Annotated in this window: 12 protein-coding genes; 9 read left to right on the top strand and 3 right to left on the bottom strand. The window is 51.2% G+C overall.

Annotated features, from left to right (window positions below; all coding sequences use genetic code 11):
• Nucleotides 1-214: 214 nt before the first annotated feature.
• Together HY774_21820 and HY774_21825 are read left to right on the top strand one after the other, a co-directional pair.
• Nucleotides 215-1468, top strand: coding sequence for an ABC transporter permease (locus tag HY774_21820; GenBank protein MBI4751125.1), 1254 nt, complete (start codon nucleotides 215-217; stop codon nucleotides 1466-1468).
• A 91-nt stretch (nucleotides 1469-1559) separates the two neighbouring features.
• Nucleotides 1560-2819 (top strand): ABC transporter permease, encoded by a 1260-nt coding sequence (locus HY774_21825; protein ID MBI4751126.1) that lies wholly within the window; start codon nucleotides 1560-1562, stop codon nucleotides 2817-2819.
• 209 nt (nucleotides 2820-3028) lie between these two features.
• On the opposite strand, the gene HY774_21830 is transcribed toward HY774_21825, so the two are convergent.
• Nucleotides 3029-3226 carry a hypothetical protein gene (locus tag HY774_21830; GenBank protein MBI4751127.1) on the bottom strand — a complete coding sequence of 66 codons (198 nt, stop codon included), beginning with the start codon at nucleotides 3224-3226 and terminating at the stop codon, nucleotides 3029-3031.
• A 173-nt stretch (nucleotides 3227-3399) separates the two neighbouring features.
• Here HY774_21830 and HY774_21835 point away from each other — a divergent pair, with 173 nt between their 5' ends.
• Nucleotides 3400-4839 carry an FAD-dependent oxidoreductase gene (locus tag HY774_21835; protein ID MBI4751128.1) on the top strand — a complete coding sequence of 480 codons (1440 nt, stop codon included), beginning with the start codon at nucleotides 3400-3402 and terminating at the stop codon, nucleotides 4837-4839.
• Nucleotides 4840-4916: 77 nt separating this feature from the next.
• Nucleotides 4917-5774, top strand: a complete 858-nt coding sequence (locus HY774_21840) for a CapA family protein (GenBank protein ID MBI4751129.1) — start codon at nucleotides 4917-4919, stop codon at nucleotides 5772-5774.
• Nucleotides 5775-5790: 16 nt separating this feature from the next.
• On the opposite strand, the gene HY774_21845 is transcribed toward HY774_21840, so the two are convergent.
• Nucleotides 5791-6285 (bottom strand): hypothetical protein, encoded by a 495-nt coding sequence (locus HY774_21845; GenBank protein ID MBI4751130.1) that lies wholly within the window; start codon nucleotides 6283-6285, stop codon nucleotides 5791-5793.
• A gap of 461 nt (nucleotides 6286-6746) precedes the next feature.
• Between HY774_21845 and HY774_21850 the strand changes: the two genes are divergently transcribed.
• From HY774_21850 to tnpA, 4 genes are all read left to right on the top strand, one after another.
• Entirely contained in the window at nucleotides 6747-7271 is a 525-nt protein-coding gene (locus tag HY774_21850; protein MBI4751131.1) for a hypothetical protein, read from the top strand.
• 230 nt (nucleotides 7272-7501) lie between these two features.
• A complete protein-coding gene (locus HY774_21855; GenBank protein MBI4751132.1) occupies nucleotides 7502-8173 on the top strand; it encodes a hypothetical protein in 672 nt (223 codons plus the stop codon).
• Between the two features lie 288 nt (nucleotides 8174-8461).
• Nucleotides 8462-10378 carry an SUMF1/EgtB/PvdO family nonheme iron enzyme gene (locus HY774_21860; GenBank protein MBI4751133.1) on the top strand — a complete coding sequence of 639 codons (1917 nt, stop codon included), beginning with the start codon at nucleotides 8462-8464 and terminating at the stop codon, nucleotides 10376-10378.
• 367 nt (nucleotides 10379-10745) lie between these two features.
• Nucleotides 10746-11198, top strand: a complete 453-nt coding sequence (gene tnpA / locus HY774_21865) for an IS200/IS605 family transposase (GenBank protein MBI4751134.1) — start codon at nucleotides 10746-10748, stop codon at nucleotides 11196-11198.
• A gap of 161 nt (nucleotides 11199-11359) precedes the next feature.
• Here tnpA and HY774_21870 read toward each other — a convergent pair whose 3' ends face one another.
• The gene (locus HY774_21870; GenBank protein MBI4751135.1) at nucleotides 11360-12973 is read right to left on the bottom strand and encodes a serine/threonine-protein kinase; all 1614 of its coding nucleotides are present in this window, start codon (nucleotides 12971-12973) and stop codon (nucleotides 11360-11362) included.
• A gap of 293 nt (nucleotides 12974-13266) precedes the next feature.
• On the opposite strand from HY774_21870, the gene HY774_21875 reads away from it, so the two are divergent.
• Nucleotides 13267-17427, top strand: a complete 4161-nt coding sequence (locus HY774_21875; GenBank protein ID MBI4751136.1) for a protein kinase — start codon at nucleotides 13267-13269, stop codon at nucleotides 17425-17427.
• Nucleotides 17428-17451 lie beyond the last annotated feature (24 nt).

The following is a 17451-nucleotide window of genomic DNA, read 5'->3' on the forward strand; positions in this document are numbered from 1 at the left end:
AATATGTTAGGTGGCTCCTCACCTGGCGATGATGGTAGTTCCAAAAACAGAGATAAACTTGAAACCACATCTGGGTTTGATTCGTTCTAGGCGGCAACTTCAACCCTTCAAATCAAATCACAAAAATTTGGATTTACTCAGCACCTGCGATTCAGTCTGAATCAAAAACAACTGAAGACCTGTCTGAAGCAGCATTTTTACGAGGTTTCTTGAAATGAACAGCAGTACGCAGACCATGCCTTATCGCGAAGCAATTATGCTGGCCTATGAATCAATCTGGGCGCACAAATTGCGCAGTTTTCTGACCTTGCTCGGTGTGATTTTGGGCGTGATGGCGGTGGTGGCAGTGGCCTCGTTTATTGAGATGGCCAACAAATCCGTGCTGAATACCGTCACCAATGACTTTGGGGCCAATACCATTACCCTTGATAAATATGGCCTCATCACCAGCTTTGATGACTTTATTGATGCCCAAAAACGCAATAAAGACATTACTCAGGATGATTTCCGGGCACTCAAAGAAGGCGTGACGCTGGCCGAAGATATCGGGATTGTGATTAGCCAGTCAGTTGAAACGCTCCGTGTCGGATCCCAGGAACTCTACAGCGTTGCTATCAATGGCGAGACCCCGGACATGGCCAACATCATGGTCAATGGCACCACGGTGGATGAAGGCCGGTTTATCACTGACATTGATAACGACCAGCGACGCAACGTGGTGTTTATCGGCAGCAAGCTCAAAGAAACTTTCTTCCCGACGGTCAACCCAATTGGCAAAGAATTGCGGATTCTTGGCGAACCGTTTGAAATCATCGGGGTTGCCAAAGCGATTGGATCAACCTTTGGTCAGGAACGCGATAGCTACGCGGTGATTCCATTCCAAACCCATCTGAAGATGTTTGGCGCTCGTCAGTCACTCACCATTTACTTCAAAGCCCCCAGCCCTGAAAAACAGGAACCCTTACAAGATCAAATTCGCGTGATTATGCGTGCCCGCCACCACCTGATGTTTTCTGAAAAAGATAATTTCGGTTTTATCAGTGCCGATGCCCTGAACGAACTCTGGCAGAGCCTGTCGAGTTTGATTGCGGCAGTCGCTCTGGCGGTGACCTCGATTTCGCTCGTTGTCGGCGGCATCGTGATTATGAACATTATGATGGTGTCAGTAACGGAACGAACTCGGGAAATCGGGATTCGCAAATCACTTGGTGCCCGACAAAAAGATATCCTGCTCCAGTTTCTGGTTGAATCTTCAATGTTGTCAGGTTTTGGCGGGCTGGTCGGAGTGATCTTAATCGGAGCGATTCTCCTCATTGTTGCCCAGGCATTTTCACTCTCGGTTTCAATGCCGTTGTGGGCCGTCTTTTTATCACTCTTTGTTTCCCTAAGCGTTGGCATTATATTTGGTCTCTATCCTGCCTATCGAGCAGCGAGACTTGATCCAATTGTGGCCCTCCGGCAGGAGTGATGTGGCTGGTAATAAAGACTGTAAGGGCGCTGTTGCTTTGAAGTGCGCCCAATTTGAAAATCCTGAACCCTGAACCCTGAACCCTAAAATTATGCAATTCGTCGCTGTTCAAGAATGCCTCAAACAAGCCATGGCCACGGTGTCGGCCCACAAGTTCCGTTCCTTGTTGACGGTTCTCGGAGTCATTGTCGGTACCACCACCACCATCGCCGTGACCTCTATTATCAGCGGGATGAATGTTCGCGTCACTGAAATGGTCGAACGATTTGGAACCAACATTGCCTTTGTCTCAAAGTGGAATGGTGGCCCGAGTTTTGGCGACTCCAATCGTGAAGAAGAACTGCGCAAAGAGTTGACCCTCGAAGATGGACAGGCAATTAAGGCACTTCCCCACGTTGAGTCGGCAGTTGCCTGTCTGGGTGCCTGGCCAGGTGGGCCGAATGCGCCAGTCATTAAGTACCGCAACAACGAATCAAAACAATCGGTTATCCGCGGCGGGGAAGCATCGTTTTTTGATGCCCGCAGCATGGTGCTCGCCAAGGGCCGGTTGTTTGGGGAAAGCGAAGACCTGCACAGCGCCCCGGTCGCGGTCATTGGGTTTGATCTGGCCGAAGCGCTCTTCCCAGGACTGGAGCCCGTTGACAAGGAAATCACCATCAACGGCCATCTCTATCGGGTCATCGGGGTACTTGAAAAAAGTTCGGCGCGCGGGCTGTTTGGCGGCAATAACAACTGGGAGGACAATGCCGCAATTATCCCCTTGAATTCATTTAGCCGGATGTACCCACAGGAAAAAGATTATGTGATTGTGGCCAAAGCCAAATCCGGTCACCTCGATAAAATGGTGGATGAAATCACGGAAGTGCTTCGACGGCGGCGGAAAGTTCCCTTCAACGAGCCTGACAACTTCGGCATTTCAACCGCTCAGTCCAATATTGATGGCTTTAACAAAATCTCCGAAGTGTTAGGCTGGATGGTGATTCCGATTTCAGCCGTGGGCTTGCTGGTCGGAGGGATCGGCGTACTCAATATCATGCTGGTTTCCGTCACCGAACGGACCAAAGAAATTGGCATCCGACGTGCTCTTGGTGCCCGGCGATTTGACATTATTCTCCAGTTTTTGATCGAAGCCATGAGCCTGACCGGGCTGGGTGGCGTGATGGGTATTCTTGTTGGGTTGTTCATTAGCTGGTTTCTCAATACCTTTGTCCCCAGCGTACCATCTTTTGTTTCGGTCTTTTGGATTATGGTTGGGTTTCTGGTGGCGGTGAGTGTCGGGCTGATTTCCGGGTTGTGGCCAGCCATCAAAGCGGCGTATGTGGACCCGGTGGTGGCTTTGCGATATGAGTAACACCTAACGCTGTCGGCATTCTGGGGTGGATTTTGAAAAGGGTACGTCAATTGACGTACCCTTTTTTCATGCAGACAACCTTGGAATAAACACCAAGATAAGGATTTAGGCCCGAAGGGTCGCCGTACAATAGCCGTGGTGCGAAGCCCACGGTCTCGACCAGATCGAGGCCCAAGCCCTGCAAGGGCGTTGTAAAAACGGATCACAGCCTAATTTTCCGTATCTTGGCGCTTATGAGCAGCGTGAGTGGTTTTAAGGGCTGGCTTGAGTCCTTTTCGGACGATAGCCCGTGCAAACATCTCGGGCGTAGCCTCCGAATTGTCGGAAAAGTTGATTTCCTCGTCGGTGAGGGCTTCAAGCTGGTTCCAATCAGTCTGCGATTTCTTCAGGGTAAGTTTTTTCTTCATATCTAATCGTGTTACTTGAAATATAGAACTCAAGGAACTCCAAATTCCCCAGTTAGTTTGCTCTTCTATAATATGACACGACCATTTGAATTTGGTATCTCACCTTTCTGATGACTGCTATATTGTTGCCCGCCAATTTTTTCTCCTCCAACCAAACCTGCTCTGGACTTGCAATGAACAACAAACTCTCCCGCCGAAAATTTCTTGCATCGTTGTCTGCTTCAACCCTTGTTCCAGGGTTGCTTGGAACTGTGACCGATGTGGTGGCTGCTTCCCAGCAGAAAGCCCGGACGGATGAAACCGTTGTCGTCATTGGCGCTGGGGCTGCCGGGCTGGGGGCGGCACGTAAATTGAAACTTGCCGGAGTGAAAGTGATTGTGTTGGAAGCTCGCGACCGGATTGGTGGTCGTGTCTGGACAGATCGGTCACTGAAAAACCTTCCGCTGGATTTGGGCGCCTCGTGGATTCACGGAATTGAGGGCAATCCACTCACTGCGCTGGTACGCCAGTATGAGATTGAGACGGTTTCGACCGACTATGACAATGTGGCTCTGTATGATGCTCAAGGCACAGCGTTTACCGACCGTCAACAAGATCAACTTGATACACGATATTCGCGCATTATGCGTCGGGTGAGGCGTCAGGGGGAACGTGCCCAGCAACAGGGCCGACCAGATGCGTCGCTGCAAAGTGCGATTTCGGCTGCGATTGCTGAGAACTCCTGGACCGCAGAAGAAAAACTCCAGTTTGATTACCTGATCAACACCAACCTTGAACACGAATTTGCGGCTGATGCCAGTGAATTATCCTGGTTTTCCTGGGATGAAGGCGAAGAAATTGTCGGTGGCGATGTGTTGTTTCCTGGCGGCTATGGTCAGATTTTTTCACGTCTGGCTGAGGGGCTGGATATTCGGTTTGGGCAGGTGGTGCAGAAAATCGAATATTCTGAATCGCAGGTCACCGTCGTCACCCGTCAGGGGTCAATCGTGGCACAACGATTGATTGTGACCGTTCCGCTCGGAGTCCTTAAACGTGGGAGTATCCAGTTTTCACCCGCCTTGCCGGAACGGAAGCAGGCGGCGATTCAACGACTTGGAATGGGGCTCCTGAATAAAGTCTTTTTGCATTTTCCACGGGTCTTCTGGGACCGTGAAAGTGATTTGCTTGGCTATATTGGACCGCGCAAAGGCGAATGGGCTGAGTGGTATAACTTTTTTAAATTCACTGGTGAACCGGTTTTGCTTGGCTTTAATGCCGCCACCTATGCGCGTCGGCTGGAAGCGCTTTCCAATGAAGCGATTGTGGCTGATGCCATGACTGCCCTGCGGCGAATGTATGGAAACTCAATCCCGGCGCCGGATGGCTCGACGGTGACCCGCTGGGCTTCAGATCCACTGAGTTTTGGCTCATATTCATTTCTGGCGCCGGGGAGTTCGGCATCTGATCGTGACGCGCTGGCCGAACCAGTTTCCAATCGCCTCTTTTTTGCCGGTGAAGCGACGTTTCGTGATTTCCCAGCCACGGTTCACGGGGCGTTGCTTTCCGGCGAACGCGAAGCCGCACGCATCCTTTCACTCGCAAAACCGGCTGCGCGTGTTTTGTTGTCCCGGTAATGAAACGAACACAAGGTTGTTATTTCCTTTGGTTGTGGATGATCCTGGCGCTTGTGGCTGGGAATAGCTGTCAAACTGTGCCTCCTCCACCAGTTGTTTCAGCACCAGTTGACATCTGGCTCGGCGGAGACGTTCATCTGGGTCACGGGAACACAAACGTCCTGACGCCACTTACCTCAATCACTCAAAACGCAGTTGGAATTATCAACCTCGAAGGCGCCGCGGCTGAAACATCGTCACTCCGGGAAGGAATCGTGTTGCTCAATGCGCCACACCGACTGGCACTGTTGAAGGAAGCTGGCGTTGCCGTGGCTGGTGTGGCCAATAATCACGCTGGCGATGCTGGTGAGCAAAGTCTTTTGCACACGATTGAGCAGGTTCGAACGGCTGGTTTGCAGCCAGTCGGAGACATCGCCGGAGCCGCCGTGATTGAACGGCAGGGAACACGTCTTGTCGTGACGGCCCACGATTTAACCAGTGGGGTTCCTCCACGATTGGCTGAAGAACTTCGAAGTGCACGTGCCCAGGGTGATGTTTTGATCGCGACGTTTCACGTGACGGGGCCGCCTTCCTATTTGCCGTCCAAGGAGTTAAAGCAGGCCGTTGATGTTGCTCTGAGTGCTGGTGCTCAAGTGATTGCGGCTCATGGCAGTCATTTACCCGGTCCAATTGAACGGCGTGGAACGGCGGTTATTTTCTGGGGACTTGGGAATCTGGCGTTTGATTGTGACTGCACTACTGAAAAAGACGCCCTCGTGGCCAGAATCACTTTCGATCAAGGGCAAGTCATAAAAGCCCAGGTGTTTCCCATCGAAGCCGGGCTCAACGGAGCCCCCGCCCGCCCATCATCCAATCCAGCCGGAATGTTTGAGTTGCTGACCGCGATTGGAAGCACCAGATTCAAGCCAGGCACAGAAAGTGTGCTGGTCGAATAGTCCTAACCCGCCAGGGTTACTGACATTTTGCTCGATGAAGAACTTCAGGAGGAAGATCTGCTGGAATTGGACTGTCGTTCAGAAGAATTTCCGCCTTTTCAATGGCATACACTTTCAGTTCTGCTGAATGTCTGCTCATATGGCCATATCCGCGACCAGTGAAATACTGGCCGACAAAAACAACCTTGACGGTTCGGCCAAGATCTTCGTTCCCGCTTACCCGCTTGATCAGTTTTTTCTTTGTCCGAGATTCAAGCGATACATTAAATTCTACCCAAATGCTTCCTCCCGTCAGGCACTCCAAACAATAAAGTTCTGACCATTCAACTCCATATCTATAGATCCCTTGAACCCGAACCATTTGCTGATCATATAGTCTGGACTTGTGAATGAGATCACAGAGTTTGACAGTTGGAATATTTGGCCCAATTTTAATTTCTTTGGTTTGTCGGGCGTATCCTGAACTCGCAATTGCAAACACGGAAAAGACCAGGATGAGTATGGTTTTCATAGGTTGATCTTTCATTACTCCATCCAGAAGGCTCAGAAATTTAAGGGAGTCGGATGGAAATATCATACCACCAGGGTTCAGGGTTCAGGGTTCAGGGTTCAGGGTTTAGAGCAAGATACTCCAGCTTGAGCAGTACCGGCCGGTTCCCCAGCCCTCACTTGAGTGGGATCAAGTCACTTCATCGCCTCAAACCCTGAGCCCTGAACCCTGAACCCTGAACCCGATTTCATTGGGATTTTATTTTCTTCCGGGTCCCTAAGAAGTGCTTTCAGGCTGGGATATTGATTTTAAATTCACAATTTGGGTCATTTCGAAAAAAAAGATTTTTTAGGCTAAATAGATCTTTCGTCGGTTTTGTCGCGCTGGCAGTTAGTTTATTGCTTATTTATTTTCCAAATCAGTCTGAAAATGCTAGCAGTCAACTTTTACAAAACAAAGAAGATGCCAGTGTCTGGACACCAGTGAAAATTGAAAACTTTCCTGACTATCCGTCTTCAATTCGCTTTCAAAATGGCAAAACCTTTGTCACCACACTTTTTCAAGTTAAATACCTTGGACAACTGACAAGCTCAGGAAGCGCCCCATTCTTGATTCTTGCCGGGAGAGGCTGCCAGGACTGTGATGCCAATCTTGCTGTCTACCTCTACAACCCACAGTCTGGGCCGATGCAAGGTGAAGACTCGCAAGAGCGGTTTGTTCATCCCGGAGTGATTCGCGACGCCGAAACCAAACAACCAGTCCTCGAAGCCCGAATGTTTGTTGGAAACTGCCTTCCGGATGTCAAAGATGGTGTCGTGTGGTTCCTCAGGGAAAAGGATGAAAAAGGAAAGTGGAAACCGAGTGTGCTCATTGCTGAAGTGAAAAACAACGCCCTTACGGTTCGCGAATTAACAACATCGCTTCCCGACGTTAAAACGGTGTTGGCCAGTGTGAAAGACAATAAATGCATTGAAATCAAAGGAATAAATCAGGTCACTGAACTTTGAGGTCAGTGCCTTCTCACTCCCTAAACCTTTTGCGTGCAGGTTTTTGGCTTGCATCCCGACGGGTTGCGATTGAACCAACTTAGGGCAAACCTGGTGGGAATATTCGACTTGCTTGCGATGATTGGGAGTTCACCGTTTCGACCTGACACAGATCAGGCTCATCTCTGAATAACAAAAGGCAAATGAAACTTGATAAAACAGAGGGATTTCCATACCCAGGAGACCAAAAAATGACGATGACCATGGCATCAAAGGGGCGACTTGTCGCGGTACCGGCACTGATAACTCTTGGCGTGACGCTGCTCCGTCTGATCGGGGAATTGCAAAACTGGTCTCCCGCCTTCTTTAGCCGGGAACCCGGCGGCCTTGGCGCAATTGTGGGAATCATCTGGCTGGCGCCGCTTTCGGGAGTTTATTTTGCGCTCAAATTGTTGAAGCAAGGTGACGGCCCGACTACACCTCAAAGAGCGGTCGGCCATGCTGTTTTGGGCTTTGGCCTGTTTCTCGCTTTTGGGTTTGCCATGTTGTTTTTTTGGCCACCCTATCAGGCCCAGGTCATCGGCGGGGCAGTTGTAGCACTGGGCATTGTTCTGTTACAGCTTAGAGGATGGCCGGAACTTGGCCAGGTCATGCTCCTCTATGCCTTTACGGCTCGGCTGCCAGTGGTGATTGTCATGTTGTTTACCATCCTTGGCTCCTGGGGAACACACTATGATGCGTTTCCTCCGGGGTTTCCTCTGGTAAATCTTTGGGAAAGATGGCTGTGGGGCGGGCTTGTGGTGCAACTGACGCTGTGGGTGGGAAATACTGTGTTTCTTGGGGCACTGTGCGGGAGCGTGGCAGTTGCCCTGAAGCTACGTTTTGGTGGTTTTGAACCCGCGAAGCGGGTGGAAGGCTCGTAGCCCAGGGTGAGTCTTCGAGCCCTGGGACCTGCGGTGGTTCATCTCCCAGCCCACGTAGTGGGCGTCGGCTTGTGCCCGTTTATTTCGTTTTCTCACCGGCCTGATAGATTTATCCGCTTTGTGAACGTGAGAGCTTTTCATCGAGGCGATGATTGGCGTATTGTTCATCTGAATCCACGCACACCCTCAGTTGGATGTTATTGAAGTTGACCTTGTCTCGAACCAAATCAACGGAAACAAATATCCCATCCACTCACGCAGGTGGTACTGACCCGGATATTCTTACTTATGCTTGCACCTGGAACAGTTTTACAGGACCGGTATCGGATTGTGCGTCAGCTTGGTAAAGGCGGAATGGGCACGGTGTATGAAGCTCACCACACCAAACTCAAACACACAGTAGCAGTAAAAGAGACATTCTTTTTGGAAGACCACCTGACCAAAGCGTTTGAACGCGAAGCGCAGTTGCTGGCGGGACTGAGCCACCCGGCGCTGCCGAAAGTCAGTGATTACTTTAGCGAGGGAGAAGGATATTTTCTGGTGATGGAGTTTGTCCCAGGAAAGGATCTGAGTGCCTTGCTGGCGGAACGAGGCACGGCATTTCCGGTTGAACACGTTTTGTGGTGGGCGGACGAGCTGCTGGATGCGCTGGAATATCTGCATAGTCGGCAACCACCAGTGATTCATCGGGACATCAAGCCCGCAAACCTCAAACTGGCGGCGAACGGCAAGATTTTTCTGCTTGATTTTGGATTGGCGAAAGGGCTGCACACACAGATGTCACGCGTCACGGGACCAGGTGGAGCGAGTGTGCAAGCCTACACACCGGGCTACGCGCCAGTCGAGCAAATGCAAGGGTCAGGGACGGACGCCCGGAGCGATATATTTTCACTGGGGGCAACGCTGTATCACTTGATAACCGGCGCGCCGCCAGTGGATGCGCTCACTCGTGCGATGAATGTGGGCTTTGGAGATTCGGATCCGCTCCGCCCAGCGCATGTCGTCAACCTGGAGATCAATCCAGCACTTTCGATGGTGCTCCACAAAGCGCTGGCATTGAAGTCAGAGGGACGTCCAGCAACGGCAACGGAGTTTCGGCGGATACTCCGGGAAGCAACCAAAAGAAAGGAACCAGTCAGGCCAGTTGAACCTTCAATCCCTTCGGATCCAGTACCAGCAAACCCAGAAGTGATGTCGGGCGAAGCCGAAACCGTAGTCAGTACCAAACCATTTCAGGTGCCGTTACCTGAGCCGGAAGCTTTTCAAACTCGACCGATGGTTGACCAGTCAGCGCAAACAGTGGCGGATACCCTACAATCAGGGCGAACAAAAGCGGCACCCGCCATGCCTGCACCACAGCCTCCCCCAATGATGAGCCCAACGATTCCAGCGCCGCCGGTGATATCCCCAGCGGTGCCGGCGATGAACCAGGCATCTCCCAAGAACCAAAAGTGGTTGATTCTATTGGTGTTGGCGGCACTGGTGGTTGGGGTGATTGTGATTGCCTTAAATTGGAAATCGGAGTCGTTCAAAAACAGTATCGAGATGGAATTTGTCTTGATTCCAGCGGGAGAGTTTCAGATGGGGTCAACCCAGTCTGATGATGAAAAGCCAGTGCATAAAGTAAAAATCAGCGAGGGATTTTATCTTGGGAAATATGAAGTGACTCAGGCGGAGTGGGAGGGAGTGATGGGGAACAATCCGTCCAATTTTAAAGGTGACAGATTGCCGGTGGAAAATGTATCGTGGGATGAGTGCCAGAAATTCCTGGAAAAACTGAGTGCGAAAAAAGACGGCTACACCTATCGGTTGCCGAGCGAAGCGGAATGGGAATATGCGTGTCGAGCCGGGACAACAGGCGACCATGCGGGAAATTTGGATGAAATGGCGTGGTATAGCAGTAATTCAGGGAGTAAACCCCACCCGGTAGGTCAAAAGAAGCCAAACGAATGGGGATTGCACGACATGCACGGAAACGTGTGGGAGTGGTGTCAAGACTGGTATCAGGGTAGCTACAATGGAGCACCAACGGATGGGCGTGCCTGGGAGTTGGGAGCCGATAAACAGTTCCGCGTGATGCGAGGTGGTTCTTGGCACGGCAATGCTGGTTTCTGCCGGTCGGCGGACCGTAGCGGGCTTATCCCGGAGTACGTCGGCAGGAACTACGGTTTTCGGGTGGTTGCGGTGAGGGCTGTAAGTAATTAATGGAAAAGTTCAGAGTTCAAGCTTTGGCTTGCAAAAACATACGCACACAACAAACCCAGGTAAATCAATCAGATCTGGATGCCGACGCCTACTGCGTAGGCTGGGAATGGACGGTGTGGTTGTCCCCGGACTCCGCTACGCTGCATCCGGGGCTATGAGCCGGCGCCCAGTTCCTGGGCTAGAGCCGTGCATTTGGTGCCCAGCTCCGAAATTTTCCCTTCTGTAAATTTTTTGGTAAATTTGAAAATGATACATTTTCTGAACCCGCGAAGCGGGTGGAAGGCATGTAACCCAGGGTGAGTCTTCGAGCCCTGGGACCCACGGCGGTTCATCTCCCAGCCCACGCAGTGGGCGTCGGCAATTCAATATGGCTCATTCATACGTCCATTTGATTTATCACATTGTGTTCGCCACCAAAGACCGGTATCCATTGATAACCGAACCAATTCGGGACCGGCTTTTTGAATATCTTGGCGGAATGATTCGGCAAACAGGCGGTGTGTCCCTGGGAGTCGGTGGAACCAACAATCACGTTCATATTCTGGCAAAAATTCGCCAGGATAAAGCGTTGTCGGATGTGATCAAGGATTTGAAAGCCAATTCGACCAATTGGGTTCACGAAACATTTCCCACTGGTCAAAAATTCTACTGGCAGAGCGGATATGGAGCATTCACGGTGAGCGAATCACAGGTGGAAGTTGTGCGAAACTATGTGCTCAACCAGGAAAAACATCACCAGAAACGCACATTTGAGGAAGAGTTCATCCAGTTGCTCCGCATGCATGGCGTTGAATTTGATGAGCGGTATTTATGGAAGTAAGGCAGCCGACACCTGCTTCGCAGGTTAAGAAATGTTGACGGGTCTGTTCCCCGGATTCCGCTCCGCTGCATCCGGGGCTACAAGCCAGCGCCCAGTTCCTGGGCTAAAGACAAAAATGATTAACTTCAAACCGGTTTGATTCCTTGCTACTCGCTCTCAGGCTACATCGCCTGCAAAATCGTCTGCCAGCGGGTCAGGGTGTCCTGGTCACGAAGCACGATTTTGATCAGTCGCACGGAAGGCAGTTGCAGGCTGGCGAAGGTGCGAATGGCTTCGAGCATCAGTTTGGCAACGAGATCCATTGGAACTTCGCCGACGCCAGAGCCAAGCGCCGGAAAGGCAATCGAGGACTGTAATCGGGCTTCGGCACCCAACAAAGTTCGCAGGGTGCAGCGTTGCAAACAAATCGCTCCATCAATCGCCGCCACCGCGTGGGCAATCCAGGCGGCGCGGAGATTCCCGGCTTTCGTCCAGACGACTTCACCCATTGGAACTGGGGCGTGTGTTTGAGCTTCTTGTTCAATTTCGGGTCCTCCGGCGCGGTGCAGGGCGCCGGCGACACCAACTCGCATCAACATCATGGTATTGGCGGCATTGACGATGACGCCGACTTCCTGGGTTGCGATGTCGCCCACCTGAAGGACCAGCCGGATTTTTCCAACCACAGCTTCTGATGAGGTTGCCAGTGTGTAGCGCGGTATCGGTTCGGCAATCACTTTGAGCATCCGGGCCGTGGTTTCAGCCGTCTGGTAGCGGTCCTCCGGTTGATGTCTAAGCATTCGGGAAATAACTGAAAAGAAGTAGGCTTTGCTTGGGTCATCAGTTGCCGGCGGAGTGTACGGATGGCACTGAGCTTTGGCCAGTTCGACCAGATTGTGAGCTTCGACGACAAATTTGCCAGTAGCAAGGTAATGTCCGGTGGCACCCAACGAATAAATATCACTCCGTCGGTCCAGCCCACTACTCAGAGCCTGTTCGGGTGCCATAAACATGAGTGTCCCGGCAATGTTTGGCGGTTCATGTGACGTGCTGGTATCAACCGCAATTCCGAAATCGCCTAAAATCGTGGTGCCATCTCCGCTTAAGAACAGATTGGGTGGTTTGACATCCCGGTGAACGACCCCCGCCTGATGAATTGTGTGCAATCCCTGAGCCGCATCAATGACAATGCGCGTCACAACACTGGTTGGAAGCAAGCGCCCAAGACTCATCACGCGAGTGGTCAATTCCCAGAGGTCAATTCCATCCACGTACCGCAGAACCGTAAACGGCAGACCATTTTCAATTCCGGCATCAAGTACATTCACCACATACGGAGAGGCCACGCGAGCCGCCAGATGAGCTTCCTTGAACAGATTGGCTTCTGGTGAAGATTTAAAAGTTTTGATGATCAACGGCGATTTTAAAACCGGATGACTGGCCAGATAGGCGGCACCCATAGCGCCTTCGCCAAGCTGGCTATGAACCAGCAATCCGTGAAATACCTGGCCCACGGTCAGAGTTGACGGCCTTAAAACGGTGGTTTCGCCTTTTCCAAGCAGCGGTTCGGTGCTGGCAAAGACTTCGCGGCCCGCCAGTGCCCGGACCGTGTCTTCGTCCAGTCGCCCTTTGAGAATAAAAAAATCAATCCGCCGCCCCCATTTGGATGGCGACTGTTGGGGAAGCTGGGCCAGAGTATCCATATCGCCAAACCGATTGAGATCGGCTTCGTCGAGTAATCCCTGTTCCAGCGCCCGTTTAATGATGAGATCTTCCTGGCTGTCGAGTTGAGGCATAGAGAGAATGAAGAATTGAGAGTGAAGAATGAAGAATGAAGAATGAAGATTTTATCCACTGAATTTCTACATTCTCAATTCTACATTCTACATTCAACATTCAGCATTCCACTGAATTTCTACATTCTTAATTCTACATTCTTCATTCCAAAAAGGTTGACACCAATCTCTGTCAAAAGTACCGTCTTTGGAATCCTCACTGTTCTGTTTTGCTCCAATTGATCGAAAGGCCATTTCGACAGCCGGTTACCCAAACCCGGTTGATGTATTTTGTTTTCAAGGAATTTAAGCTGATGCCGCGTCAGAGATTCTCCCAACTCTGCTTTCTGTTTCTCATTGTTTGTCTTGGGATTGTTGCTTGTGATATGCCAGTGTCGGGTATTTCTCCGGCTCAGGCACGGTTCCAGCGGTATAGCCTTGAAGATGGATTGTCGCAATCCACTGTCTGGTGTGTGCTGCAGGACCAGCGCGGCTTTTTGTGGGTTGGCACCAATGACGGGCTGAACCGCTTTGATGGATATGGATTTACCATTTATCGCAACCAGGCCCGTGATCCGTTCTCGCTTGCCAATAATGACGTCATGACGCTGTGTGAAGACCGCCAGGGAATGCTCTGGATTGGAACGCACAATGGACTCTGCCGGTATGATCGCGAGCATGATCGGTTTGAGACGTTTCGTCATTCAGTTGATGACCTGCACAGCATCAGCGGGAACAATATTCGCACGCTGTATGAAGATCATGCCGGGCGGTTATGGATTGGCACATTTGATGGCGGATTGAGTCGCTTTGACCCACAAACCCGAAAGTTCGAGCGGTTTCTCCAGGATGATCCAAAAGCGGAAATTGTTGATATTGCTGAAGATCCATCAGGAAATTTGTGGCTGGGGTGCCTTGAAGACGGAATACGCGTTTTCAATCCAGCAACTCAGGAGATAACTGCCTATCGTCCGGAGCCCAAAAATCCAGCTTCGCTCAGCCACCTGAAAGTAACCACGCTGTGTGCTGACCAGGCAGGGAATATCTGGGTTGGTACCGACGGCGGTGGCGTCTGTCGTTTTGACCAGACAACAAAAAAGTTTCAGGTGTATCGGGCAAAGACCAGTGATTTAAATTCACTGAGCGTGGATCGCATTTGGACGGTGTATTCAGATCGAAAAGGACAGGTCTGGGTTGGAACGTGGGGTGGCGGGTTGTGCCGATATCTCCCTGAGAAAAATGGCTTTCTGGCCTACCAGAATCACCCGCAGAACCCTGGCAGCCTGAGCAGCAATATTGTGTGGGCCATTTATGAAGATCGGGCGGGGCTGCTTTGGGTCGGGACATTTGGTGGCGGACTGTGCTGCTTTGACCCAAATCTGCAGCGATTTGTGACTTTTTCTCATGATCCACAAAACCCCAGGTCACTTCCGTCAAACAACGTTTTTTCTTTTGCCGAAGACCGCAATCGAGGAATTTGGGTTGGGACATTTGAAGGTGGGCTTTCAAATTTTGATCCAGCGACGGGCACGGTTACGACCTATCGGCACAAAGACGGAGACCCGCGCAGCCTTCCCAACGACAATGTGTGGTCAATTTGCCCGGACTCGCAGGGAAACCTCTGGGTGGCAACCTACAACGGCGGACTTTCACGCTTTGACCTGACCAGTCGAACATTTACCAGTTTTGCCAACGACCCCAACCGCCCATCTGGTTTGCCTGGAAATGACACCCGGCTGGTGTTTTGTTCGCGGGATGGAACCGTCTGGGTTGGCGTTCGTGGGTTTGGACTTGGACGATTTGACCCGGAGCGCAATGAATGTATATCACTGGCGGCAGAGATTCCGGGACTCCCTGATTTCAAAGAAGCGCGTGTGGTGTATGAAGATCAGGCCGGCACATTCTGGCTTGGCTCAGAGATTGGGTTGCTGGCGATTGACCGAGCCCGCAAGACGTTCGAGTGGTTTTCGCATAAACCTGAAGATACGCTGAGTTTATGCAGCAACCTGGTCTGGTCGGTAACCGAAGCTCCAAACGGGTTACTCTGGATTGGTACCAAAGATGGCCTCAGTTGTTTTGACCGGGCGCAACGGGTTTTTTATTCCTTTCGTGAAACGGAAGGACTCCCAAATAATGCTGTTTACGGTATTTTGCCGGATGGTGCGGGCAACATCTGGATTAGCACCAATGTTGGACTCTCACGCCTGACGCCGAAACAGGACGCTGGTCGCTGGACTATCAGGGTGTGGAATTTCGACGTTGGTGATGGGCTGCAGAGCAATGAATTCAATATGGGCGCTTCGCTCAAAACCAGCGATGGCCAAATGCTCTTTGGGGGCGTCAATGGATTGAACCTGTTCGATCCCGCCAAAATCGTGAAGAGCGAGTACCTGCCGCCAGTGGTCATTACCGGGTTTCGAAAGTTCAACCAGCTTGTCAAACTGGACAGCGCGATTACCGAAATCAAAGACATCGAAATCAATTACAAAGACAACTTCATTTCGTTTGAGTTTGCCGGGCTCAGTTTTTCCAATCCTGGCAAAAATCAATATCTGTTTCAACTCGAAGGCTTTAACGAGGATTGGATTCCGGCTGGCGGTCAACGGGTCGCTACCTTTACCAATTTGGATGGCGGCGAATATACCTTTCGAGTCAAAGCCAGCAATCAGGATGGCGTCTGGAACGAAACCGGCGCGCAGATTCGAATTCGGGTCATCCCTCCGATTTGGAAAACCAAATGGGCCTATTTCTTCTACATTTTCGGCGGTTCGGGGCTGATTTATGGTGGTGTTCGCTATCGCCTGAAACGGTTGGAGCGTCAAAACCGCGAACTCGAACAGAAAGTTGCTGAACGAACTGCAGCCCTGGATTTGGCCAATACCGAACTGGCCCAAAAAGTTGATCAGCTTGATCTGGCCAACCAGGAAACCGAGCGCAAAAACCAGGAACTGGATCAGAAAGTCATCGAACTCAATCGCAAAAACGAGGAATTGATCGCTTCGCAGCAACGGGCGGATCGAATTTTTTCAGCCCTGGCCGAAGCGTTGCCCGGAACGGTGCTGGAAGGAAAATACCGGCTGGAGGAAAAAATTGGTTCGGGTGGGTTTGGCGCCGTGTTTCGAGCAATCCATCTGGCGTTAAATCGAACCGTTGCCGTCAAGGTTTTTCGTCCAAGTCGCGGAAATGATTCCGCCGAAGCGGTTGAACGCTTTCGGCTGGAAGGCGTGTCGGCATCGCGGGTCAATCATCCAAATGCCATTTCGGTGCTTGATTCCGGCATTTCAACCGAGGGCATTGCCTATCTGGTGATGGAACTTTTGAGCGGGCATTCGCTGGCCGCCGAATTAAAACGCAGTAAAATACTTTCAATCCAGCGCACGGCGCAAATTCTCACGCCAATTTGTGCTGCCTTAGCTGAAGCCCACCGAATTGGAATTGTTCACCGCGACATCAAACCAGACAATATTTTTCTCCACCGGGCGCCAGAAGGCGAGATTGTGAAAGTGGTTGATTTTGGAATTGCCAAACTGGTTGAGGATGATTCGAGCGGAGAGTACCAGCATCTGACCGCAACCGGAGGGATCGTTGGAACGCCGGTGTATATGTCTCCCGAACGCTGGGGAAATCGTCCGTATGACGGGCGATCTGATGTGTATAGCCTTGGAATTATGGTGTTTCAGATGCTGACTGGGAAACTCCCCTTTGTTGCGGAATCCAACAGCATGGTCAATCTGGTCATGGCCCATATGAACAAAAAACCGCCGACAATTCGGGAATTCAACCCCGCCATTCCGGAAAAAATTGAAGCGGTTGTGATGCAGACCTTAGAGAAAGATCCTGATCAGCGTCCCACTGCAAGAGAATTTGCCGAGCGCTTTGAAGCAGTTCTTGAAACCCTCATCCACCAGCAAGATGAAGCAACCCGCAAACTCGACAGTGGATTTCAGCAGATTTGGGGAATGGGCCACACGACGGCACATGAGTTTGGCCAGCGCTCAACCGCACCGGATGTTCCAAAAATCCAGACCAGTGCTTATTCGGAAGCGACACTGGCGGAAACCCAGATTGAGAATTCGATGGAGAGCCCGACGTTTGTGGAACTTTCTGGTGAACACCAAACCGTGGATGACATCAGGTATACTGGTAGCAGTGGCGATCACCCAACCGTTGTTGATGCTCAGGACCTTGTTGCATCACCTGGGGACTGTGAAACAGTTGCCGAGAAAATCGAACTTCCCAAACCTTCCGCCAAACCTTTGTTTTCCCAGGGTTCTGAAACGGTCGAAGGCCCAATTGAAGCCTTTCGGCCAAAACCAGCAAAACCTCCATCATTTGATACGGTTGAAGGTCCAGTTGAAAACTTTCGCGCCCAGCCAGTTGTACCGCAAACGTTAAAGCCCGGCCACGGCATCAAACGCGACATTCAATCGGATTCCTCTCCGGAATCTCCATCTGATTTTCCCACAATCGGTTAATGTCAGTACCACCTGTCTCAGCGG

It is taken from the genome of Acidobacteriota bacterium (assembly GCA_016208495.1).
Classification (GTDB): Bacteria; Acidobacteriota; Blastocatellia; order Chloracidobacteriales; family Chloracidobacteriaceae; genus JACQXX01.